This window comes from Frankiales bacterium, assembly GCA_016125335.1.
Taxonomy (GTDB): Bacteria; Actinomycetota; Actinomycetes; order S36-B12; family CAIYMF01; genus Longivirga.
In genome coordinates this window covers 1-23,254 of record WGLY01000027.1, presented here as the reverse complement: position 1 = coordinate 23,254, position 23,254 = coordinate 1, and the positions used below count along the sequence as shown (strand labels likewise).

21 protein-coding genes are annotated in these 23,254 nt (G+C 74.4%); 2 read left to right on the top strand and 19 right to left on the bottom strand.

What is annotated here, in order from left to right:
- Positions 1 to 8 precede the first annotated feature (8 nt).
- From GC157_14980 to rimP, 11 genes are all read right to left on the bottom strand, one after another.
- A complete protein-coding gene (locus GC157_14980) occupies positions 9 to 2,246 on the bottom strand; it encodes a polyribonucleotide nucleotidyltransferase (GenBank protein MBI1378763.1) in 2,238 nt (745 codons plus the stop codon).
- Positions 2,247 to 2,596: 350 nt separating this feature from the next.
- Entirely contained in the window at positions 2,597 to 2,866 is a 270-nt protein-coding gene (rpsO, locus tag GC157_14975; GenBank protein ID MBI1378762.1) for a 30S ribosomal protein S15, read from the bottom strand.
- Between the two features lie 156 nt (positions 2,867 to 3,022).
- A complete protein-coding gene (locus tag GC157_14970) occupies positions 3,023 to 4,003 on the bottom strand; it encodes a bifunctional riboflavin kinase/FAD synthetase (GenBank protein ID MBI1378761.1) in 981 nt (326 codons plus the stop codon).
- Between the two features lie 94 nt (positions 4,004 to 4,097).
- Positions 4,098 to 5,012, bottom strand: a complete 915-nt coding sequence (truB, locus tag GC157_14965) for a tRNA pseudouridine(55) synthase TruB (GenBank protein MBI1378760.1) — start codon at positions 5,010 to 5,012, stop codon at positions 4,098 to 4,100.
- A 3-nt stretch (positions 5,013 to 5,015) separates the two neighbouring features.
- On the bottom strand, positions 5,016 to 6,029 hold the full coding sequence (locus GC157_14960) for a bifunctional oligoribonuclease/PAP phosphatase NrnA (GenBank protein ID MBI1378759.1): 1,014 nt from the start codon (positions 6,027 to 6,029) through the stop codon (positions 5,016 to 5,018).
- Positions 6,026 to 6,502 (bottom strand): 30S ribosome-binding factor RbfA, encoded by a 477-nt coding sequence (rbfA, locus tag GC157_14955; GenBank protein ID MBI1378758.1) that lies wholly within the window; start codon positions 6,500 to 6,502, stop codon positions 6,026 to 6,028. The genes GC157_14960 and rbfA overlap by 4 nt, the downstream gene beginning before the upstream one ends.
- Before the next feature lie 105 nt (positions 6,503 to 6,607).
- Entirely contained in the window at positions 6,608 to 6,904 is a 297-nt protein-coding gene (locus tag GC157_14950) for a DUF503 family protein (protein ID MBI1378757.1), read from the bottom strand.
- A gap of 25 nt (positions 6,905 to 6,929) precedes the next feature.
- Positions 6,930 to 9,665: a translation initiation factor IF-2 gene (infB, locus tag GC157_14945; GenBank protein ID MBI1378756.1), complete on the bottom strand. Its 2,736-nt coding sequence runs from the start codon at positions 9,663 to 9,665 to the stop codon at positions 6,930 to 6,932.
- A 78-nt stretch (positions 9,666 to 9,743) separates the two neighbouring features.
- Positions 9,744 to 10,049, bottom strand: a complete 306-nt coding sequence (locus GC157_14940) for a DUF448 domain-containing protein (protein ID MBI1378755.1) — start codon at positions 10,047 to 10,049, stop codon at positions 9,744 to 9,746.
- Positions 10,050 to 10,129: 80 nt separating this feature from the next.
- Positions 10,130 to 11,179, bottom strand: coding sequence for a transcription termination/antitermination protein NusA (gene nusA, locus GC157_14935; protein ID MBI1378754.1), 1,050 nt, complete (start codon positions 11,177 to 11,179; stop codon positions 10,130 to 10,132).
- Positions 11,180 to 11,181: 2 nt separating this feature from the next.
- Positions 11,182 to 11,865: a ribosome maturation factor RimP gene (gene rimP / locus GC157_14930; GenBank protein ID MBI1378753.1), complete on the bottom strand. Its 684-nt coding sequence runs from the start codon at positions 11,863 to 11,865 to the stop codon at positions 11,182 to 11,184.
- 267 nt (positions 11,866 to 12,132) lie between these two features.
- On the opposite strand from rimP, the gene GC157_14925 reads away from it, so the two are divergent.
- A complete protein-coding gene (locus GC157_14925) occupies positions 12,133 to 12,972 on the top strand; it encodes a DUF4439 domain-containing protein (GenBank protein MBI1378752.1) in 840 nt (279 codons plus the stop codon).
- Between the two features lie 5 nt (positions 12,973 to 12,977).
- Here the strand turns inward: GC157_14925 and GC157_14920 are convergent, their stop codons facing one another.
- The 8 genes from GC157_14920 to GC157_14885 all read right to left on the bottom strand — a co-directional run bounded on the left by GC157_14920 (position 12,978) and on the right by GC157_14885 (position 22,360).
- Entirely contained in the window at positions 12,978 to 13,730 is a 753-nt protein-coding gene (locus tag GC157_14920) for a TSUP family transporter (GenBank protein ID MBI1378751.1), read from the bottom strand.
- A gap of 46 nt (positions 13,731 to 13,776) precedes the next feature.
- Positions 13,777 to 14,523, bottom strand: coding sequence for an HAD-IA family hydrolase (locus GC157_14915; protein ID MBI1378750.1), 747 nt, complete (start codon positions 14,521 to 14,523; stop codon positions 13,777 to 13,779).
- The gene (locus GC157_14910; protein MBI1378749.1) at positions 14,520 to 16,283 is read right to left on the bottom strand and encodes a proline--tRNA ligase; all 1,764 of its coding nucleotides are present in this window, start codon (positions 16,281 to 16,283) and stop codon (positions 14,520 to 14,522) included. Before GC157_14910 ends, GC157_14915 begins: the two co-directional genes overlap by 4 nt.
- 106 nt (positions 16,284 to 16,389) lie before the next feature.
- Positions 16,390 to 17,697 (bottom strand): MFS transporter, encoded by a 1,308-nt coding sequence (locus GC157_14905; GenBank protein MBI1378748.1) that lies wholly within the window; start codon positions 17,695 to 17,697, stop codon positions 16,390 to 16,392.
- 4 nt (positions 17,698 to 17,701) lie between these two features.
- On the bottom strand, positions 17,702 to 18,559 hold the full coding sequence (locus GC157_14900; GenBank protein ID MBI1378747.1) for a GNAT family N-acetyltransferase: 858 nt from the start codon (positions 18,557 to 18,559) through the stop codon (positions 17,702 to 17,704).
- A 49-nt stretch (positions 18,560 to 18,608) separates the two neighbouring features.
- Positions 18,609 to 19,778 carry a flavodoxin-dependent (E)-4-hydroxy-3-methylbut-2-enyl-diphosphate synthase gene (gene ispG / locus GC157_14895; GenBank protein ID MBI1378746.1) on the bottom strand — a complete coding sequence of 390 codons (1,170 nt, stop codon included), beginning with the start codon at positions 19,776 to 19,778 and terminating at the stop codon, positions 18,609 to 18,611.
- A gap of 66 nt (positions 19,779 to 19,844) precedes the next feature.
- Positions 19,845 to 21,173 carry a PDZ domain-containing protein gene (locus GC157_14890; protein ID MBI1378745.1) on the bottom strand — a complete coding sequence of 443 codons (1,329 nt, stop codon included), beginning with the start codon at positions 21,171 to 21,173 and terminating at the stop codon, positions 19,845 to 19,847.
- 5 nt (positions 21,174 to 21,178) lie between these two features.
- Positions 21,179 to 22,360 carry a 1-deoxy-D-xylulose-5-phosphate reductoisomerase gene (locus tag GC157_14885; GenBank protein ID MBI1378744.1) on the bottom strand — a complete coding sequence of 394 codons (1,182 nt, stop codon included), beginning with the start codon at positions 22,358 to 22,360 and terminating at the stop codon, positions 21,179 to 21,181.
- A gap of 17 nt (positions 22,361 to 22,377) precedes the next feature.
- Between GC157_14885 and GC157_14880 the strand changes: the two genes are divergently transcribed.
- Positions 22,378 to 22,962: a GNAT family N-acetyltransferase gene (locus GC157_14880; GenBank protein ID MBI1378743.1), complete on the top strand. Its 585-nt coding sequence runs from the start codon at positions 22,378 to 22,380 to the stop codon at positions 22,960 to 22,962.
- Positions 22,963 to 23,254 lie beyond the last annotated feature (292 nt).

Genomic DNA, 23,254 nt, shown 5'->3' with positions numbered 1-23,254 from the left:
CGACGTCGTCAGGCGTCGACGGTCTCGTCGGCGGCCTCGGCCGGCGCGTCGGCCGGGGCAGAGGCGCCGTCCTCCTCGACCGGCGTCAGCGACAGCTTGCCGCGGGAGTCGATCTCGGAGATCTCGACGAGCACCTTCTGCCCGATCGACACCACGTCGTCGACGTTCTCCACCCGCTTGCCGCCCGCGAGCGCGCGCAGCTTGGAGATGTGCAGCAGGCCGTCCTTGCCCGGCATGAGCGACACGAAGGCGCCGAACGTCGTGGTCTTCACGACGGTGCCCAGGTAGCGCTCGCCGACCTCCGGCATGTGCGGGTTGGCGATGGCGTTGATCTGCGCCCGGGCGGCCTCGGCCTTGGGGCCGTCGGTCGCGCCGATGTAGATCGTGCCGTCGTCCTGGATGGTGATCTCGGCGCCGGTCTCGTCCTGGATCTGATTGATCATCTTGCCCTTCGGGCCGATGACCTCTCCGATCTTGTCCACCGGGATCTGGATCGTGATGATCCGCGGCGCGAACGGCGACATCTCGTCGGGGGCGTCGATCGCCTCCAGCATGACGTCGAGGATCGCCAGGCGCGCGTCGCGGGCCTGGGTCAGCGCGCCGCCGAGCACCGAGGCGGGGATTCCGTCGAGCTTGGTGTCGAGCTGGAGCGCCGTGACGAACTCGCGCGTGCCGGCGACCTTGAAGTCCATGTCGCCGTACGCGTCCTCGGCCCCGAGGATGTCGGTGAGGGTGACGTACTGCGTCGACCCGTCGACCTCGTCGGAGATGAGGCCCATCGCGATGCCCGCGACGGGCGCCTTGAGCGGGACACCGGCGTTGAGCAGCGACATGGTCGAGGCACAGACCGAGCCCATGGACGTCGAGCCGTTGGAGCCGAGGGCCTCGGACACCTGGCGGATCGCGTAGGGGAACTCGTCCTTGGTCGGGAGCACCGGCACGAGGGCGCGCTCGGCGAGCGCGCCGTGGCCGATCTCGCGGCGCTTGGGCGAGCCCACGCGACCGGTCTCGCCGGTGCTGTAGGGCGGGAAGTTGTAGTTGTGCATGTAGCGCTTGCGCGTCTCGGGCGAGAGCGTGTCGAGCTGCTGCTCCATGCGGAGCATGTTCAGCGTCGAGACGCCGAGGATCTGCGTCTCGCCGCGCTCGAACAGCGCCGAGCCGTGCGCCCGCGGGACGACGTCGACCTCGGCCGACAGCGTGCGGATGTCGGTGAGGCCGCGGCCGTCGATGCGCACCTTGTCGCGCAGCACCCGCTGGCGCACGAGCTTCTTGGTCAGCGACCGCAGCGCGGCGCCGATCTCCTTCTCGCGGCCCTCGAACTGGCCGGCGAGCCGCTCGGCGGCCAGACCCTTGACGCGGTCGAGCTCGGCCTCGCGCTCCTGCTTGCCGGCGATCGTGAGCGCTGCGGCGAGCTCGTCGGTGACGGCACCGGCGACGGCGTCGAAGGCGTCGGGCTGGTAGTCCGGGAACAGCGGGAACTCCGCGGTCTCCTTGGTGGACTTGGCGGCCAGCTCGCTCTGCGCCTCGCACAGCACGCGGATGAACTTCTTGGACGCCTCGAGGCCCTGGGCGACGACCTCCTCGGTGGGCGCCGTGGCGCCGCCGCGGACGAGCTCGATCGTCTGGCTGGTGGCCTCGGCCTCGACCATCATGATCGCGACGTCGTCGCCGACGACCCGGCCCGCGACGACCATGTCGAACACGGCCTCCTCGAGCTGGCTGTGGGTCGGGAACGCCACCCACTGGCCGCGGATGAGCGCCACCCGCACGCCGCCGATGGGGCCGCTGAAGGGCAGGCCGGCGATCTGGGTCGACATGGAGGCGGCGTTGATCGCGACCACGTCGTAGAGGTGGTCGGGGTTGAGCGACATCACCGTGATGACGACCTGGATCTCGTTGCGCAGGCCCTTGACGAACGAGGGGCGCAGCGGACGGTCGATGAGCCGGCAGGTGAGGATCGCGTCCTCGCTGGGGCGGCCCTCGCGGCGGAAGAACGAGCCGGGGATGCGGCCCACGGCGTACATCCGCTCCTCGACGTCGATCGTGAGCGGGAAGAAGTCGAACTGGTCCTTGGGGTGCTTGCCGGCGCTGGTGGCCGACAGCAGCATCGTGTCGTCGTCGAGATAGGCGACGGCGGAGCCGGCGGCCTGCTGGGCCAGGCGGCCCATCTCGAAGCGGATCGTGCGGGTGCCGAAGCTGCCGTTGTCGATGACGGCTTCGGACGAGTGGATCTCGGGACCCTCCACGGGTGCCCTCCTCGTGTGTCGTGGGACGACGAGGAGCGAGCGCGGGAGAACCCACCTGTCGGCAGGAGGCCGGTCTTCGATCGAAGCACCCGGGCGGCGGGCCGCTCCCGCTCCTGCGCGGAGGGCGACGTGCCCGGGCACCACTACCGAGGACCGACGACGAGTCGGGCGTCTCCGGGGCGTCCGCCCCTAGTCCGTCCCTGTGGTGCGCGGCTGGTGTGGCCAGCCGCGGGACTGTTCAGTTGTACGGGCCGTGGCCCGGGGCGCTCGGCCCCGCGGACGTTCTACCGCAGGCACGGAGCGTTCGAGGGGAGCGACGCGGCCGGTGCCGGTCACTCCCCTCGGTGTCGCTAGCGGCGGATCCCGAGTCGCTCGATGATCGCGCGGTAGCGGCTGATGTCCTTCTTGGTCAGGTACTGGAGCAGCCGACGGCGCTGCCCGACCAGCAGCAGCAGCCCGCGGCGGCTGTGGTGGTCGTGCTTGTGCGTCTTGAGGTGCTCCGTGAGGTCGTTGATGCGCCGGGTGAGCAGCGCGATCTGGACCTCCGGGGAGCCGGTGTCACCCTCGGAGAGGGCGTACTCGGCGATGATCGCGTTCTTGGTCGCGGTGTCGAGCGACATGCGGGGGTGTCCTTCAGGGCGCGTCGCGGGCGGCGCGGAACTGCGCCGACCCTGGGAAGTCGCGAACCGCAGGGCGCCCTGCCCCGCAGCCGTCGGGTGCAGACTACCAGCGGGCCGCCGACGGCCCAAAACGAGCGCGAGCAGCGTCTGCGCTGGTCAGGGGCCGGTCGGCCGCGCCACGGGCGGCTCGGCGAGCAGCAGCCGGGCGCTGTCGACGTCGCGGGCCATCTGCGCGGTGAGCGCGAGGGCGGCGTCGTCGCCGCTGAAGGTGAGCTGGCCGCGGATCCGGGCCACGAAGTCCAGGGCCACGTGCGCGCCGTAGAGGTCGAGGTCGTCGCGGTCGAGCACGTGTGCCTCCACGCGGCGCTCGCGCCCGCCGAAGGTCGGGTTGGTGCCCACGCTCACCGCGGCCGGCAGCCGCACGGCGTGCTCGGTGTACGGCGCCACGACGAGCCAGGCGGCGTAGACGCCGTCGGCCGGCACGGCCGCGTGGGGGGTGGTGGCGAGGTTGGCGGTGGGGTAGCCGAGCTCGCGGCCGCGCTTGTCGCCGTGCACGACGCTGCCCTCGACGCGGTGCGGCCGCAGCAGGCTGTAGGCCGCCTGGGCCACGTCGCCGGCCCGGATCAGCCCCCGCACGTAGGTGGACGACCAGACGCCGCCCTCCCCTGCCACCAGCGGGGCGGCGTCGACGACGAAGCCGCGCTCGGCGCCGAGGTCGGCCAGGGTCTCGGTGTCGCCCGCGGCGCGGTGCCCGAAGCGGAAGTTGTCGCCCACGACGACGGCCAGCGCGTGGAACCGCTCGACGATCACCTGCTCCACGAACTCCTCGGGGCTCAGCGCGGCGAGCTCGAGGGTGAAGGGCAGCACGCAGACGGCGTCGACGCCGAGCTCGGCGAGCAGCGCGCAGCGCTGGTCGACCGTGGACAGCAGCGCCGGGTGGGTCCCCGGGCGCACCACCTCGTCCGGGTGCGGGTCGAACGTGACGACCACGACGGGGGCGCCGAGCTCGCGGCCGTGCGCGACCGCTCGCCCGATCACCTGCCGATGCCCGTAGTGGACGCCGTCGAACACGCCGATCGCGACGACCGACCGGGGCTGGTCGTCCGGCACGTCCTCCAGTCCCTGCCAGCGCTGCACGGCGCACAGCCTGCCAGGGCCCGAGCACGGCTCGCGCACCGGATAGCCGGCGCGGGGCTAGCCCCGAGCACGCCGGCCGGTGTCGCGGCGCCGCTCAGGCGAACACGACGCGGTAGGCCAGGGTCGGGCCGGAGACGTCGGCGAGCGCGAGCACGGCGCCGTCGGGGCCCAGCACCCCCACGGGGCCCACGGCCCCGCCCACTGGGTCGGGCGCGGGGATGCGCACCCCGTGGAGCACGAGCCGCACCTGCTCCTTCCCCACCGTGACGGTGGGGAAGGCCGAGCGCACGACGTCGTCGAGCGGGAGCACGACCGGGTCGGCCTCGAGCTCGTCGAGGGTGCGCGCGGCGGACAGGTCGAACGGCCCTACGCGGGTGCGGCGCAGCGAGGTGAGGTGCCCGCCCACCCCGAGGGCCTCGCCGAGGTCGCGGGCCAGCGCGCGCACGTACGTGCCCGAGCTGCACTCCACGTGCACGTCGAGGTCGAGGACGCCGAGGCCGGCCACGGTGTCGCGGCGCGCCGCGACCACGTCGAGCCGCGACACCGTGACCTCGCGCGCCGGCAGCTCGACGTCCTCCCCCGCGCGCACGCGGGCGTAGGAGCGCACGCCGTCGACCTTCACGGCGCTGACGGCGGAGGGCCGCTGCCGGATCCGGCCGCGCAGCGCGGGCAGCGCGGCCTCGACGTCGGCGTCGAGCACGCCGGAGGCGTCGGACCGGGCGAGCACCTCGCCCTCGACGTCGTCGGTGACCGTGGCGGCGCCGAGGCGCACCGTGGCGTCGTAGGCCTTGTCGACCAGCGCGAGGTGCCCGAGCAGCCGCGTGGCCCGCTCGACGCCGAGCAGCAGCACGCCGGTCGCCATCGGGTCGAGCGTGCCGGCGTGCCCGACCTTGCGCGTGCCCAGGGCGCGGCGCACCGCGCCCACGACGTCGTGGCTGGTCATCCCCGCCGGCTTGTCGAGCACGACGAGGCCGTCGGGTGCGGTGCGCGGGCGCGGGCCCCTGGCCATCGGTCAGCCCGGCAGGTGGGGGGCGGCGGCGAGCCGCTCGCGGACGGCGTGGAGCACCTCGCGGGGGCCGCCGTCGCCGGTGAACCCGGCCGCGAACCGGTGCCCGCCGCCGCCGAGCGCGGTGGCGACGGCAGCGACGTCGACGCGCCCCTTGCTGCGCATGCTCACCCGCCAGGCGCCGGTGTCGTCCTGCTTGAGCACGCAGGCCACCTCCGCCTCCGTGGCGATGCGCAGGACGTCGATCACCCGCTCCACGGCGTCGAGCGGGAGGTCGAGCGCGGCGCGGTCGAGGTCGGAGACGACCGTCCACACGAACCCGAGGCCGCCGACCGCGGTCTCCTCGAGCACCGCCTTGTCGAGCGCGCCGCCGAGCAGCCGCAGCGCGGCGAACGGCTCGTCGTCGTAGATGAGCCGGGCGACGTGGTCGTGGCGCATCCCCGTGCCGAGCAGCCGCGCCGCCACCAGGTGGGTGGCCGAGGTGGTGCCGGCGTACTTGAACGAGCCGGTGTCGGTGACCAGGCCCGCGTACACCGCGGTGGCGATGTCGACGTCGAGCTCCACGCCCAGCCGGTCGACGAGCTCGAGCGCCAGCACGGCGGTGGCCGGCGCCGCGACGTCGACCACGTGCACGTGGCCGAAGCCGGTGTAGGAGGCGTGGTGGTCGATCGCGACGAAGGTGCGCGCCCGCTCGGCGGCGGCGCGCAGGACGCCGAGCCGCTCGATGGAGCTGACGTCGAAGGTGGCCACCACCGGGCGGTCGCCGACGGAGTCCGGGGCGACGAGCAGGTGCTGGCCGGGCAGCGTCCGCAGCACCCGAGGGACGGCGAAGGGCTCGTCGCCGAAGGACACGGCGACGTCGACGCCGAGCCGCTCCAGCGCGATCCCGGTGGCCAGGGCCGAGCCGAGCGCGTCGGCGTCCGGGGCGACGTGGGCGAGCAGCAGCACCGGGCCGCCGCCGGACAGCGCCGCGACGGCGGCGTCCCAGTCCGCGGCAGCGGGGGCGGTGGACCAGGTCACGCGCGGGGCCCGTCGACCAGCGAGTCCTCGGGCTCCTCCTCGTCGAGCTCGTCCGCGCGCGGCCGGCGGTAGGGGTCCGCCTCGCCCGCGTAGCTCGCGCGGGCGGCCCGCTCGTGCACCTCGGCGTCGGCCGCCGCGGCCTGGTGCAGCAGGTCCTCGATGGCCAGGGCGTTCTCGGGCACGGCGTCCGCGACGAACGCGAGCGTGGGGGTGAAGCGGACGCCGGTCTGCCGGCCGATCTCGCTGCGCAGCACGCCGCGGGCGCTCTCGAGCGCGGCCGCGGTCGCGGCCTTCTCCTCGTCGGTGCCGTAGACGGTGTAGTACACCGTGGCGTCGTGCAGGTCGCCGGTGACCCGGGCGTCGGTGATGGTCACGAAGCCCAGCCGGGGGTCCTTGATCCGCTGCTCGAGCATCTCGGCGACGATCACCTTGATCCGGTCGGCGAGCTTGCGGGCGCGGGCCGGGTCGGCCATGGCGTCGTCCTCTCCTCGGCGGACCGACCGGGGCGGGCCGGTCCGGCGGTGGCGGGGTCGCGGGCTGTCCGCGCCCCGGTCCGTGCTGGGTGCTGGTGCTGTGCGCTAGTCGTCGTCGGTGTCGCGCAGCGTGCGCCGCGCGCTGAGCAGCTCGAGCTCGGGCCGGGCCGCCACGGCGCGCTCGCACGAGTCGAGCAGGTGGGTGCAGCGCGCCGGGTCGGCGCCCACCACCGCGACGCCGATGAGCGAGCGCCGGTGCAGGTCGTGCATGCCCACCTCCGCCACGGTGACCTCGAAGCGGCGGCGCAGGTCGGCCACCACGGGCCGGACCAGGCCGCGCCTCTCCTTGAGCGAGTGCACGTCGCCCAGGAGGACGTCGAGCTCGAGGGTGCCCACGAACATCGACGTCCTCCCGGCGTGCGACTGGTCAGACGCGCGGCTTCTCGCGCATCTCGAAGGTCTCGATCACGTCGTCGACCTTGATGTCGTTGAACGACCCCAGGCCGATACCGCACTCGAAGCCCTCGCGGACCTCCGTGGCGTCGTCCTTGAACCGGCGCAGCGACTCGATGCTGAGGTTCTCCGCCACCACCGCGCCGTCGCGCACGAGGCGCGCCTTGGCGTTGCGGCGGATGAGGCCGGACCGGACGAGGCAGCCGGCGATGTTGCCGAACTTGCTCGAGCGGAACACCTCGCGCACCTCGGCGCTGCCGAGCGCGACCTCCTCGTACTCGGGCTTGAGCATGCCCTTGAGCGCCGCCTCGACCTCGTCGATGGCCTGGTAGATCACCGTGTAGTAGCGGACGTCGACCCGCTCGCGGTCGATGATGTCCTGCACCCGCTCGGCCGGCCGGGCGTTGAAGCCGATGATCACGGCGTCCGACGCGACCGCGAGGTTGACGTCGTTCTGCGTGATCGCGCCGACGCCGCGGTCGATGACCCGCAAGCTGACCTCGTCGCTGACCTCGATGGCCATGAGGGCCGACTCCAGCGCCTCGACCGAGCCCGACACGTCGCCCTTGAGGATGAGCTTGAGCTCCTCGACCTCGCCGCGCTCGAGCGACTTGAGGAAGTCCTCCAGCGTGCGGCGGCCGCGCGCCTGCGCCAGTGCCGCGTTGCGCTCGCGCGCCGCGCGGGTGGTGGCGATCTGACGGGCGGTGCGATCGTCCTCGACGACGAGGAAGTTGTCGCCCGCGCCCGGCACGGCGGTGAGGCCGAGCACCTGGACAGGACGCGCCGGCGGCGCCTCGGTGAGGGTGTTGCCGAACTCGTCGAGCATCGCGCGGACGCGGCCGTAGGCATCCCCGACGACGATCGAGTCGCCCGGGTGCAGGGTGCCGCGCTGGACGAGCACCGTCGCGACGGGGCCGCGGCCCCGGTCGAGGTGGGCCTCGATCGACACGCCCTGCGCGTCCTGGTGCGGGTTGGCCCGCAGGTCCAGGGCGGCGTCGGCGGTGAGCAGGACGGCCGCGAGGAGGTCCTCGATGCCCATGCCCTCCCGCGCGGAGACGTCGACGAACATCGTGTCGCCGCCGTACTCCTCGGGGACCAGGCCGTACTCGGTGAGCTGGCCGCGCACCTTGGCCGGGTCGGCGCCCTCCTTGTCGATCTTGTTGACCGCCACCACGATCGGGACGTCGGCCGCCTTGGCGTGGTTGAGCGCCTCGATCGTCTGCGGCTTCACGCCGTCGTCGGCCGCCACCACGAGGATCGCGATGTCGGTGACCTGGGCACCGCGGGCACGCATGGCGGTGAACGCCTCGTGGCCCGGGGTGTCGATGAAGGTGATCGCGCGCGGCTCCTCGTCGCCCACCCGTGCCTGCACCTGGTAGGCGCCGATGTGCTGCGTGATGCCGCCGGCCTCCTTCGCCACCACGTTGGTGTTGCGGATGGCGTCGAGCAGGCGGGTCTTGCCGTGGTCGACGTGGCCCATGACCGTGACGACCGGCGGACGGGTCTCGAGGTCGCTCTCGTCGCCCTCGTCCTCGCCGAACTCGAGGTCGAAGCTCTCGAGCAGCTCGCGGTCCTCGTCCTCCGGGCTGATGATCTGGACGTCGAAGTTGAGCTCGGTGCCCAGCAGCACCAGGGCGTCGTCGGACAGCGACTGCGTGGCCGTGACCATCTCGCCGAGCTTGAACATGACCGTGACGAGGACGCCGGCGGGCACGTTGATCTTGTCGGAGAAGTCGGTCAGCGAGGAGCCGCGGGCGAGGCGGACGACCTCGCCGTTGCCCATGGGACGGATCTCGCCGCCCATGGACGGGGCCGACATGTTGTCGAACTCCTGGCGCTTGGCCCGCTTGCTCTTGCGGCCGCGCGCGGGCTTGCCGCCGGGACGGCCGAAGGCGCCCGCGGTGGTGCCGCGCCCGCCGGGGCCGGGACGGCCGGAGAAGCCGCCGGGGCGCGGGGCGCCGTAGCCACCCCCGCCGCCACCGCCGCCACCGGGGCCGCCGAAGCCGCCACCGGGACGACCGCCGGGGCCGCCGGGGCGACCGCCGCCGGGACGGGCCCCGGGGCCGCCGGAGCGACCGCCGGGCGCTCCCGGGCGCGCGCCCGGACCGGCCGGGCGCATGCCGGGCATCATCCCGGGGTTGGGGCGCGGGGCGCCGGGGACGCCGCCCGGGCGCGGGACCGGCCGCGGGGCGCCGGGCACGCCGGAGGGGCGCTCGGTGCTGCGGTCGGTGAAGGGGTTGTTGCCCGGACGCGGCGCGCGCGGGGCGCCCGGTGCGGGGGCCGCGGGCCGGGGCGGGGCCTCGGCGCTGCGGTCGGTGAAGGGGTTGTTGCCCGGACGCGGCGCGCGCGGCGCGGCCGGTGCCGGTGCGGCCGGCGCGGGTGCCGCGGAGGCCGCCGGAGCAGCCGGCACGGGCGCGGGCGCGGGAGCCGCCGGGGCGGGCGCGGCGGGGGCCGCCGCCACCACGGGCTCGGGGGCCGGGGCCGCCGGTGCGGGGGCCGCGGGCGCCGGCTTGGGCGCCGCCTTCTTCGCCGGTGCCGCGGGTGCGGCCGGCGCGTCGGGGAACGCCTCGCGCAGGCGCCGCACGACGGGGGGCTCGATCGTGGAGCTCGCCGAACGGACGAACTCACCCATTTCCTGGAGCTTGGCCACGACGACCTTGCTCTCGACTCCGAGCTCCTTCGCGAGCTCGTAGACCCGGACCTTCGACACAGTTCTCCTGGTTCTCGGTCCGGGGCGTGGTCGACCCGGACCTCTTAGACGTGCACGGACACGCTCATCGCTGGGCGTTCATCGGGTGCTCATGTCCTCGTCGCTCCTGGGGACGCGGGCGGATGGGGGTGGTGCGGTGGTGCCCTGCCGACGCTCGATCTCGGCGCGCACCGCGGTGTCGTCGAGCGGTCCCGGGACCCGCAGGGCCCTCGGCAGCGCCCGCCGGCGTACGGCGAGGTCGAGACAGGCCGGATCGGGGTGCAGCCATGCCCCCCGGCCGGCGATGCGCGCCCGCGGGTCGGGGACGAGGACGCCCTCGACCACGACGACGCGCACCAGGTCGGGTCGGCCGCCTCTGCCCCGGCATCCGACGCAGGTGCGCACCGGGGTGCGCGCCTCGGCACGGGGGGCCGGGCGACCGGCCGCCGTCGAGTCTACCCCGCCGAGGGCGCCGTCCCGGACGCTCACGTCCCCGCGTCGGGCGAGGGGGCGGACGGCGCCCCGCCGCCCTCGGCCGCGGCCGGGGGCGCCGCGGGCTGCTCGGCCGGGGCGGTGTCGGACCGGATGTCGATGCGCCAGCCGGTCAGGCGGGCCGCGAGGCGGGCGTTCTGCCCCTCCTTGCCGATGGCCAGCGAGAGCTGGTAGTCCGGCACGACGACGCGCGCCGCGCGGGCGGCCTCGTCGACCACGGTCACCGACGTCACCCGGGCCGGCGAGAGGGCGTAGCCCACCATCTCGGCGGGGTCGTCGGACCAGTCGACGATGTCGATCTTCTCGCCGTGCAGCTCGGTCATCACCGCGCGCACCCGCTGGCCCATCGGACCGATGCAGGCGCCCTTGGCGTTGAGCCCCTCGACGGTGGAGTGCACGGCGATCTTGGTGCGGTGACCAGCCTCCCGCGCGATCGCCATGATCTGCACGGAGCCGTCGGCGATCTCGGGCACCTCGAGCGCGAACAGCGACTTCACCAGGTTGGGGTGGGTGCGGCTGAGCGTCACCCGCGGCCCGCGCGGGGTCTTGGCGATGGACACCACGTGGCACTTGAGCCGCGTGCCGTGGGCGTAGCGCTCGCCGGGCACCTGCTCCTGCGGCGGCAGCACGGCCTCCACCTTGCCGAGGTCGACCAGCACCGTCCGCGGGTCGTTGCCCTGCTGGACGATGCCCGAGACCAGGTCGCCCTCCGTGCCGGCGAACTCGCCGAACGTCGCCTCGTCCTCGGCCTCGCGCAGGCGCTGGAGGATCACCTGCCGGGCCGTCGTGGCGGCCACGCGGCCGAACCCGGACGGGGTGTCGTCGTACTCGCGCCCGGGCGTGCCGTCCTCGCCGGGCGCCTCGCGCGCCCACACCGTGACGTGGCCGGTCTTGCGGTCGAGCTCCACGCGCGCCTGGGCGGCCGAGCCCTCCGTGCGGTGGTACGCCAGCAGCAGCGCCTGCTCGAGGGTCTGCACGACGACGTCGTAGCTCAGCTCCTTCTCGCGCACCAGGGCGCGCAGCGCGGAGACGTCGATGTCCATGGTCAGTCCTCGTCCTCGTCGGGGGTGTCGGCGGCGGCGCCGCCCGAGGCGGCCCCGGCGTCCTGGGTGTCGCCGGTGTCTTCGGTGTCGTCGGTGTCGTCCGGCTCGTCGGCGGCGGCGCGGGTGAACTCCACCTGGACCACGGCCCGGGTCACCGACGCGAGGGGCAGGACGACCTGGCGCGTGCGGCCCTTCTCGGCCACCTCGAGCGTCACCTCGTCGTCCGTGGCGGCGGCCACCCGCCCGGTGGTGCGGCGGCCGGAGTCGTGGGTGGCCTCCACGAGGCGGCCCAGCGCCCGGCGCCAGTGCCGCGGCAGGGTCAGCGGCCGCTCGACGCCGGGCGAGGACACCTCGAGGGTGTAGGGCTCGTCGCCGAGCACGTCGCTGGAGTCGAGGGCCTCCGACACGGCCTGCGAGGCGGCGGCCACCTGGTCGAGGCTCACCCCGCCGTCGGTGTCCACGAGCACCCGCAGCACGAGCCGGCGGCCCACCGTGCGCAGCTCGACGTCCTCGAGGTCGAGGCCGGCGCCGCCGACGACGGGGGTCAGCAGCGCGACGACGGCGTCGCGGCGGTCGGCGCCGCCGCGGGCGGCCGAGGAGGAGGAGCGACCCGATCGGGCCGGGGCGGACGGACGGCGGCCGGAGGGCTCCGGGGGCCGACGGCCCTTCGGGGGTCGGGCGGACATCTCGCCTCCTGTGGCACGGCCGGCCGGTGACCGCGTGCTGTGCTGTTGTGGTCGCTCAGTTGTCGGGGCCAGCCTACCCGCGACCGCGGCCGGCCCCGGGCGCGTCACGGCACGTCCGGGCCGCAGGCCGGGGAGCGCGCCGCGTCGTGAGAGCCTGTCCGTCGTGCCCGTCCCCCCTCCCCCGGCCGGCTCCCCGGCCCCTCCTGTCACGCGCCGCGCGCTGCTGCGCGCCGCGGGCGCGGTCGCCGTGGGCGCGGGCCTGGCGGCGTGCACGACGGCGTCGAACGGGTCGCCGTCGGCCTCCTCCGGCAGCATCACGGCCTCGCCCGGGGGGCCGGACGACCCCGACGCGGCCCTGCGGCTGGAGGTCTCGGCCGACGAGCAGCAGCTGAGCGCGCTCTACGACGCGCTCGTGCCGAAGGCGCCCGCCGCGCTGCGCGCGCAGCTGACCCAGCTCGGCACGCGGCACACGGCCTACCGGGACGCCGTCTCGCCGGGCGCCGCGGTCTCCCCTGCGAGCCCCGGGCCGCTGCCCTCCGCGGTGGACGCCGTGACGCGCCTGCGCCGGGCCGAGACCGCCGCGGCCAGGGCCCGGGCCGCGCAGTCCGTGCGGGCGCAGGACCCCGAGCTCGCCCGCGTGCTGGTGCTGGCGGGCACCGGGGCCGCGGCAGCCGCCGAGAAGCTGCGGACGGTCGGGTCGTGAGCGAGGTCGACGCCGCTGCGGTGGTCCTCGCCGGCGAGCAGGCCGCGGTGTACGCCTACGGGCTCGTGGCGGCCCGGCTGACCGGCAGCGAGGAGCAGCGCGCCCTGGCCGCGATGGCCGACCACCGGGCGCAGCGCGACCGGCTGCGCGCCCGCATCACCGCCCTCGGCGGCACCCCGCCCGCGGGCGCCGCGGCGTACACCCCGCCGTTCGAGGTGGTCGACGCCGGCACCGCCCGGCGCCTCGCCGCGCTCGTGGAGGACCGGCTGGCCGGGCAGTGGGCCGGCCTGGCCGCGCAGTCGACCGGGCGATCGCGCTCGGACGGCGCGCTGGTGGCCCAGGCCTGCGCCGTGCGCTCGGTGTCGTGGGGCGGCCCCGCCCCAGTGTGGAGCGGCAGCCGCTGACGGCCTCAGCCGTGGAGGACGTCGTAGGCCAGCTTGAGCAGCAGCACGCCGACGACGACCAGGAACACGACGCGCACGAACGCCGAGCCGCGGCGCACGGCGGTGCGGGCGCCGAGCACCCCGCCGACGAGGTTCGCGGCGCCCATCGTGAGCCCGAGCGCCCAGAGCACGTGGCCGCCGAGGCCGAACACGATCAGGGCCGCGAGGTTGGTGGCCACGTTCACGACCTTGGCGATCGCCGAGGCGTTGAGGAACGAGTAGCCGAGCAGCGCCACGAGGCCGAACACGAGGAACGTCCCCGTGCCGGGCCCGAACACGCCGTCGTAGAGCCCGATCACCGCGCCCATGACGACGGCGGCGACCCGGTGCCTGCCGTGGTCCGGCGTGCCGTGCCAGCGCAGCGACTGCTCGTCGCCGAGGGCCGGGCGCACGAGGGTCCAGACCCCCACGACGACGAGCAGCACCAGGGCGAGCGGGCGGAAGAACGTGCCCGGCAGGTGCGTGGCCACGGCCGCCCCGGCCGCCGAGCCGAGGAAGGCGGCGCCCGCCATCGGGACCGCGGTGCCGAGGTCGGTCACGGCGGCGCGGCCGTAGGTGAGCGCGGCCGCGGACGTGCCGACGATCGACGACAGCTTGTTGGTGCCCAGCACCGTGGCGGGGGCCGCGTCGGGCAGGCCCACCAGCAGCGCCGGCAGCTGGATCAGCCCGCCGCCGCCCGAGACGGCGTCGACCCAGCCGGCCAGGCCCGCCGCGGCCACGAGGGCGACCAGGACGGCGGGCGCCACGCCGTAGAGGGACTCCACGTCAGGCGCGCAGCGCCGCGGAGTTCCACGCCCGCACGAGCGTCAGCACGTCGAGCAGGCGGTGCGCGACGCCGTCCGGCACCACGTCGACGGGTACCTGCTGGTGCAGCGGGATGTCGCTGTGCGGCACGAGGATCGCGCGCATGCCCACCTGCTGGGCCCCGTGGACGTCGTCCCACGGACGGTCGCCGACGAAGACGACCCGCGCCGGGTCGTCGCAGCCGACGGCCGCCAGGGCGGCGCGGAAGGAGTCGGCGTGCGGCTTGCCGGTCGGGGTCTCGCTGGTGAAGACCGCGCCGTCGACCAGGTGCAGGACGCCGTCGCGCTCGAGCACCGCCTCGTGGTGCTGCCGCGGCCACATCGTGTTGGACAGGATCCCGGTGCGCACGCCGTCGGCCCGCAGCGCCTGAAGCAGCGGCACGACGTCGGGGTCGGTGTAGGTGTGCGGGTCCCACGCCTCGAGGTAGGTCTGCAGCGCCTCGGCGTGCTGCCACGACTCGACGTCGATGCCGCACGCCGCGAACACGTCGTCGAGGTGGCCGGTGCCGTGGGCCCCGCCCGAGTCGCGCTGGCGGCGCCACAGCGACTCCTCGGCCTCGAACAGCCGCCGCGCGAGCTCGGCCCCGTGCACCGGGTCGTAGACCTGGGCGTAGGCGTACCACTGGGCCACGAGGTCGATCGAGTGCCAGGGCGTGAGGGTGCCGCCCCAGTCGAAGACGACCGCCTCGACCGGCGCCGCGGGCGTCATGCCGTGCAGACGCCGACGACGTGCGCCAGCGCGTCGCCCACCGCGACCTGCGTGCGCTCGCCGGTGGCGCGGTCCCTCACCTCGACCTCGCCGTCGGCGAGCCCCTTGCCCACGACGACGATGGTCGGGACCCCGATGAGCTCGGAGTCCTTGAACTTCACGCCCGGCGAGGCCTGGCGCCGGTCGTCGTAGAGCACGCGCAGGCCGGCGCGCTCGAGCTCGACGGCGAAGTCCTCGGCGAAGGTCCACACGGCGTCGTCCTTGCCCGTGGCGACGAGGTGGACGTCGGCCGGCGCGACCTCGCGCGGCCACCGCAGGCCGAGCTCGTCGTGGCTCTGCTCGGCGACGGCGGCCACGGCGCGCGAGACGCCGATGCCGTAGGAGCCCATGGTGACCGTGACCAGCTTGCCGTTCTCGTCGAGCACCTGGAGGTCGAGCGCCTTCGCGAACTTGCGGCCGAGCTGGAAGATGTGGCCGATCTCGATGCCGCGCGCCATCTCCAGCGCCGACCCGCAGCGCGGGCAGGCGTCGCCCGCGACCACCTCGGCGGCCTCGATGGTGCCGTCGGCGGTGAAGTCGCGGCCGGCGACGAGGTCGAACACGTGCCGCCCCGGCTCGTTGGCACCGGTGATCCAGCGCGTGCCCTCGACCACCCGCGGGTCGACGAGGTAGCGGATCGTCGACGCCGACGCCTCACCGAGCACCTGCGGGCCGATGTAGCCCTTCACCAGCTCCGGGTGGCGGGCCAGCTCGGCCTCGTCCATCGGCTCCGGCGCATCTGGGTGCAGCACGGCCTCGAGCCGCTTCATGTCGACCTCGCGGTCGCCCGGCAGGCCCACCACGAGCGGGTAGGAGGTGCCGTCCGGGCGGCGCACCGTGAGGACCACGTTCTTGAGCGTGTCGGCGGCGGTCCAGGCCCGGTCGGCCCGCGGGAGGTGGGCGTTCGCGTGCGCGACGAGGGTGTCGATGGTCGGGGTGTCCGGCGTGTCCTCGACATGGGCCGCGGGCGCGTCGTCGACCGGCTGCGCCGGCGGCACCGGCGTGACGACGGCCTCGACGTTGGCGGCGTAGTCGCCGGTGACGCAGCGGACGTAGGTGTCCTCGCCGTTCTCGGCCGTGGCGAGGAACTCCTCAGACGCCGAGCCGCCCATGGCGCCGGACATCGCCGAGACGATGACGTAGTCGAGCCCCATCCGGTCGAAGGTGCGGATGTAGGCGGCCCGGTGCTTGTCGTAGGAAACCTGGAGCCCGGCGTCGTCGACGTCGAAGGAGTAGCTGTCCTTCATGACGAACTCGCGCCCGCGCAGGATGCCGGCCCGCGGCCGCGCCTCGTCGCGGTACTTCGTCTGGATCTGGTAGAGCGCGAGCGGGAGGTCCTTGTAGGAGGAGTACTCGCCCTTGACCATGAGCGTGAACATCTCCTCGTGCGTCGGCCCGAGGAGGTAGTCGTTGCCGCGGCGGTCCTTGAGCCGGAAGATGCCGTCCCCGTACTCGGTCCAGCGGCCGGTCTCCTCGTAGGGCTCGCGCGGCAGCAGAGCCGGGAAGTGCACCTCCTGGAAGCCCGCGGCGTCCATCTCCTCGCGCACGATGCGCTCCACGTTGCGGAACACGTGGTAGCCCAGCGGCAGCCACGAGAAGATGCCCGGCGCCACGCGCCGCACGTAGCCGGCGCGGACGAGCAGCCGGTGGCTGGGGACCTCCGCGTCCGCCGGGTCCTCGCGCAGGGTGCGCAGGAACAGCGACGACATGCGGAGCAGCACGGTGATCTCCTCGGGTCGGGACGGATCCGCAGGATATCGGCCGGGACCGGTCCGGCTCGCACCCGTTCCGGCGGTGGTCCGCGACCCGACGCGGGGCGGCGTCGGCTCAGCCGGAGCCGGCGAGCTCGGTGCGCAGCGCCGGCACCCGGCCGAGGCTCGAGGTCCAGGCCAGCACCGTCGCCACGGCCAGCACCACGGCGCCGGCGAGGACCGCGGCGGGCGAGCCGTGGATCCCGGCGACCACACCGCCGAGCAGCGCGCCCGCCGGGCTGCCCAGGCCCCACGACAGCATCCGGCCCGTCGTGTTCACGCGGCCCTGCATGTCCTCCGGCGTCTCCTCCTGCCGGAAGTTGATGACGTTCATCACCGCGACGATGTCGGCGACGCCGAACAGGAACACGACGCTGACCGTGAGCCGCCAGTCGTGCGGCCACGGCAGCAGGAGCAGCAGCACCGACATGGAGGTCATCGCCACGAGGCTGATGCGCGCCGGCGAGTAGGGCGCGACGAACCGGCGCAGCCCGGTGCCCAGCAGACCGCCGAGGCTGAACGCGGCGAACACCGCGCCGAGCCGGGCGTCGCCCTGACGGATCCCCAGCTGCTGGTCGGCGAAGGGCACCAGCTGGCCCACGATCCCCCCGAGCGCGAACGACGTCGCGGTGCCGACGCCGGTCATCGCCCGCAGGGTGGGGTGCGACCACAGCCAGCGGACGCCGGTGAGCACGTCGTCGCGCAGCCGGTGGGTCAGCTCGCGCTCGACGGACAGGCTGCGCCGGATCGCCCGGATCAGCGCGGCCGAGGCCAGGAAGGTGAAGGCCTGCACCCAGTAGAGGCTTGACGGCGACACCACGGCCACCGAGAGGCCCACCAGGCCCGGGAGCGCGACGTCGAACACCTGCGCGGTGCCCCAGACCGCGGCGTTGGCCGCCGGGATCCGGTCGCGCCCCACGAGGGTGGGCACGGCTCCGAAGTTCGCGGAGTCGAAGAAGACGAACACGGTGCTCGAGACGAAGCCGGCGCCGATCACGTGGGCCACCGTGAGGTGGCCGAGGGCCGCGGCCACCGGCACCGTGAGCAGGACGAGCCCGTTGACGAGGTCGCAGGACACCATGAGCCGCTTGCGGTCCACGCGGTCGGAGAGCGCGCCGGCCACCAGCCCGAAGAGCAGGTAGGGCAGTCCCTCCGTGGCGGCGGTGACGCCGGTGAGCAGGGCCGAGCCGGACAGCGCGTAGACCAGGATCGGCGCGGCGACGTAGGTGACCGTGCCGCCGGCGTACGACACGAGCCGGCTCAGCCAGTAGCGCCACCAGTCGGGCTCGGCCCACAGGCTCCCGGGCGGACGACGGCGCAGCACCCGCACAGTGTCCCCGACGCCGGCCGCGGCCCCGGCACCGGTTTCCCGGGCGGGCGGCACCGGCTCAGAACAGGACGGTGGCGAACTCGCCGACGGTGCGGAAGCCGGCGGTCTCGTAGGCGCGACGGGCCACGGTGTTGAAGTCGTTGACGTACAGGCTCACCACGGGGCTGTGCTCGCGCCGGGCGAGCCGCACGACGGCGGCCATGCCGGGGGCGGCCAGCCCGCGGCCCCTCAGGTGCGGCGCCACCCACACCCCCTGCACCTGGCAGGCCTGGTGGCTCACGGCGCCGATCTCCGCCTTGAACACGATCTCGCCGTCGTCGATGCGGGCGTAGGCGCGGCCGAGCCGGACCAGCTCCGCGATGCGCGCGCGGTAGGCCTCCGCACCACCGCCGGCCAGGGGCGAGACGCCGACCTCCTCGGTGAACATGGCGACGCACGCCGGGATCAGCAGGTCGATCTCGTCCTCGCGGACCCGGCGGACCCCCGGATCGGCCCCGAGCTCCGAGTCGGTGTCGATCACCATGAGCGGCTGGTGCGCGCGGATCTCGCGCGCCGGCCCCCATGAGTCGGCCAGCCCCGGCCACATCGAGGTCACCTCGTAGGCCGGGCCCACGATGGAGGAGCAGCGCCGCCCGATGCGCCGGCACCGGTCGACGAACGCGGCGCGCGCCTCCGCGGTGGTCTCGACCGGCACCAGGTTGGCGCCCAGGTAGAGCAGCGAGACGAGCTCGCCGCCCTCGGACCAGCCCCACACCTCGCCGCCGAGGCGCCAGGGGTCGAGCCCGCTGGCGCGCACGCGCGAGGCCACGAAGCAGTGCGCCACGGGGTCGCGGTCGAGGACCCGCTGCGCCTGCGGCAGGTCGCGCGGGCTGAGCACCCGCAGGACGCCGGTCGTCGCGGTGGTCACGGGGAGCATCCTGCCCGACCCCGGCGGCGATGGGGCGCACCCACGCGAGGCTCCGGGGTCAGGAGACGGTGACGAGCGGGGTGCTCTCGCCGGACTCCGGGTCGACGCCCATCTCCTCGGCCATCTCCAGGGCCATCTCGACGAGGGTCTCCACGATCTGCGACTCGGGCACCGTGGTGACCACCTCGCCGTGCTTGAAGATCTGGCCCTTGCCGTTGCCGGAGGCCACGCCGAGATCGGCCTCGCGGGCCTCGCCCGGGCCGTTGACGACGCAGCCCATGACCGCGACGCGCAGCGGCACCGCCAGCCCCTGCAGGCCCGCGGTGACCTGGTCGGCGAGGGTGTAGACGTCGACCTGGGCCCGCCCGCACGAGGGGCAGGACACGATCTCGAGCCCGCGCTTGCGCAGGTTGAGCGACTCCAGGATCTGCGTGCCGACCTTGACCTCCTCGACCGGCGGCGCGGACAGCGACACCCGGATCGTGTCGCCGATGCCCTGCGAGAGCAGCGCCCCGAACGCGACAGCCGACTTGATCGTGCCCTGGAAGGCGGGGCCGGCCTCGGTGACGCCGAGGTGCAGCGGGTAGTCGCAGCGCTCGGCGAGCAGCCGGTAGGCCGACACCATGACGACCGGGTCGTTGTGCTTGACCGAGATCTTGATGTCGCGGAAGTCGTGCTCCTCGAACAGCGAGCACTCCCACAGCGCCGACTCAACCAGCGCCTCGGGGGTGGCGCGGCCGTGCTTCTCGAGCAGCCGCTTGTCGAGCGAGCCGGCGTTGACGCCGATGCGGATGGGGACGCCGGCGTCCTTCGCGGCCCGGGCGATCTCGCCCACACGGTCGTCGAACTGCTTGATGTTGCCCGGGTTGACCCGCACGCCCGCGCAGCCGGCGTCGATCGCGGCGAAGACGTACTTGGGCTGGAAGTGGATGTCGGCGATGACGGGGATCTGCGACTTGCGCGCGATCTGCGGCAGCGCATCGGCGTCGTCCTGGCTGGGGACGGCCACGCGCACGACCTGGCAGCCGGCCGCGGTGAGCTCCGCGATCTGCTGAAGGGTCGCGTTGACGTCGCTGGTCAGGGTGGTGGTCATGGACTGCACCGAGATGGGGGCGTCGCCGCCGACCTCCACCGGGTGGGTGGGGTGGTTGAGCCGGATCTTGCGGCTCGGGCGGCGGGGGGCCAGCACGGGGGCGGGGAGGGCGGGCATGCCGAGTCCGACGTTCATGCGCTCATCATCCCCCCTGCGGCGCCGGCGCGCCGGTCCGCCCGCTACGCCCGTGGCGATCCCGGCTCAGCCGCCGATGGTGATCGGCTTCACGAGGTCGGCCACGATCGTGATGGCGCCGAAGAAGATCAGCACGATCGACATGGCGTAGGTGAGCGGCAGGGCCTTGGCGATGTCGACCGGGCCCGGGTCCGGCAGGTGGCGCAGCCGGGCCCAGCCCCGCTTGACCGCCTCCCAGAGGGCGCCCGCGACGTGCCCGCCGTCGAGCGGCAGCAGCGGGATGAGGTTGAACAGGAACAGGAACAGGTTCAGCCCGGCGAGCATGAACAGCACCTGGGCCGTCTTGTCGATGACCGGGGTGTTCTGGAGGGCCACCACGTCGCCGCTGAGCCGGGTGACGCCGACGACGCCGACGATGCCGTTGGGGTCGCGCTGCTCGCTGGTGAACGTCTGGCGCACGAGGTCCCACATCCGGGCGGGCAGGGTGACGATCTTCTGCACCGACTCGGTGGTGAGCGTCCACACGAACGAGGGCACCGCGCTGACCGGCTGGCGGACGTACTCCCCCGCCGCGCCGATGCCGACGAAGTTCTTCGTCTCGGTCTGCCGCGTGGGCGCGCCGTCGGGGCCGGTCACCGGGCGCAGGGCCGTGGAGACCGGCACGGTGAGGGTGACGGTGGAGCCGTTGCGCTCGACCACCACGGGCACCGGCGCCTGCGGCGCCTTCTGGATCGCGACGAGCAGGTCGTCCCACGTCGACACGGGGGTGCCGTCGAACGAGACGATCACGTCGCCGGGCTGGAGGCCGCCGAGCTGGGCCGGCGAGGGGTGCCCCGTGCCGCAGGTGCCCTGCGCGTCGAGCGCGCCGCTGGTGTTGGTGGCCGTCGTCGAGCAGGGGACGACGCTGCCCACGGTGGCTGTGGCCGTCTGCTGGAAGATCCCGATGCCGCAGAGCACGACGACGAACAGCACGAGGGCGATGATCAGGTTCATCGTGGGGCCGCCGAGCATGACCACGATCCGCTTGTGCACCGGCAGCTTGTAGAAGACGCGGTCGGCGTCCTCGGGCGGGATCTCCTCGAAGGACGCCGCGCGGGCGCTCTCGACGAGGTTCGCGAACCGACCGGTGGTCGAGGTGCGCAGCGTGGTGCCGTCGCTGCCGGGGGCCGGCGGGTACATGCCGATCATGCGGATGTAGCCGCCGAGCGGCACGGCCTTGACGCCGTACTCCGTCTCGCCGCGGCGGCGCGACCACACGGTGGGACCGAAGCCGACCATGTACTGGGTGACCTTGACCCCGAAGAGCTTCGCCGGGAGCAGGTGGCCGATCTCGTGCAGGCCGATCGAGAGGCCGATGCCCACGAGGAAGATGAGGACGCCGAGGACGAACAGCACGGCGGTCACGCGGCGGCCCCTGTCAGCTCGCGGGCGCGGGAGCGCGCCCAGTCCTCGGCGGCTAGGACGTCCTGCACCGTGCGGGGGTTCCCGCCCCCGGCCGCCAGGTGCTCCTCCACCACCGCCGTCACGGTGTCCACGATGCCGAGGAACGGCAGCCGGCCGCGCAGGAAGGCCTCGACGCACTCCTCGTTGGCCGCGTTGAGCACGGCGGGGGCGGTGCCCCCGGCGGCGCCGGCCCGGCGGGCCAGGCCCACGGCCGGGAAGGCGACCGGGTCGAGCGGCTCGAAGGTCCAGGTGGACGCCGTGGTCCAGTCGCACGGCGGTGCGGCGTCGGGCACGCGGTCCGGCCACGACAGGCCCAGCGCGATGGGCAGGCGCATGTCCGGCGGGCTGGCCTGCGCGAGGGTGGAGCCGTCGACGAACTCCACCATCGAGTGCACGACCGACTGCGGGTGCACGACGACCTCGATCCGGTCGTAGGGGATGTCGAAGAGCAAGTGCGCCTCGATCACCTCGAGGCTCTTGTTGACCATGGTGGCCGAGTTGATCGTGACGACCGGTCCCATGCTCCACGTGGGGTGGGCCAGCGCCTGCTCGGGCGTCACGTGCCGCAGGGTCTCGCGGGCGCGGCCGCGGAACGGCCCGCCGCTGGCCGTCACGACGAGGCGGCGCACCTCCTGCGCCCGGCCGCCGCGCAGGCACTGGGCGAGCGCGGAGTGCTCGGAGTCGACCGGGACGATCTGGCCCGGCGAGGCGGCCGCCCGCACCAGCGGGCCGCCGGCGACGAGCGACTCCTTGTTGGCCAGCGCCAGGGTGCTCCCGGCGCGCAGCGCGGCCAGGGTGGGGCCCAATCCGATCGAGCCGGTCATGCCGTTGAGCACCACGTCGGCCGGCAGCGCCGCCGCCTCGGTGGCCGCCTGCGGGCCCACCAGCAGGGTGGGGTCGACCCCCCGCTCCCGCAGTGCGGCGCGCAGCGGCTGCTCGGCGGCGGGGTCCGCGACGGCGACGACCGGGACGCCGTGCTCCGCGGCCTGCCCGGCCAGCGCCGCGACGTCGCCCCCGCCAGCCGCCAGGGCCACGACGCGGAACGCGTCCGGGTTGCGGCGCACGACGTCGAGCGCCTGGGTGCCGATGGACCCGGTGCTGCCCAGCACCACGACCTCGCGCGCACGACCCGCCTGCATGCCCACCAGTGTCCCCGATGCCGGCGCCGCCGCGCCCCCTGCGGCCGGGGACCCGCCGAACGTCGGTCCGCGGCGTCCCCCAGGATGGCCCGGTGCCCACCACCGAGCCCGTCGAGGGCGACGACGCCCGCGTGCTCGCGCTGACCCGCGCGCTGCTCGACGAGATGGGCGAGCGCTACCGCGACGACCCCGGCGAGATCGAGCCGCCGCACCCGGACGCCGCCTGGCTCCTGCTGCGCGACGACGCCGGGCACGTCGTCGGCTGCGGCGCGGTGCAGCCGCTGCGCACCACCCTCCCCGACGCACCGGCGGAGCACGGCGAGATCAAGCGGGTGTACGTCGACCCGGCCCATCGTGGTCGCGGTCACTCGCGCGTGCTCATGGACGCCCTCGTCGAGCTCGCGCGCGGGCTCGGCTACACGTGGCTGCAGCTCGAGACCGGCACCGTGCAGCACGAGGCGGTCGGCCTCTACCGCAGCAGCGGATGGCAGCCGCTGCCCGCCTACGGGCAGTACGCCCACGACCCCCGCACGGTCTGCTTCGGTCTGCCCCTCGCCCCGGCTGCGCAGGCTCAGGGGCAGACCGGGGTGCTCGGTCCGTAGAGGCCCCCGTAGTAGGTGGGCAGGTGCTCACCTGTCCTCCGACACCGTCGCCGTGTCCACAGGCTGTGGATAGCGGATCGGCGGAATCCCTTGGAAATACTGGGGATTGGGGGTTGTGGCTGTCGGTGGTCTCCGGTATCATTCCTACATCCATCCGAAACCAGCCGAGCCCGTGGGAGGTGCCCGATGACCGCCGTCGACGACCGGGACACCACCCCCTCGTTCGGCCCGGTGGGTCTCGGGTTCCACCCGGACTGGGACGTGCACGACCCGATCGCGTGGCTGACCGGCG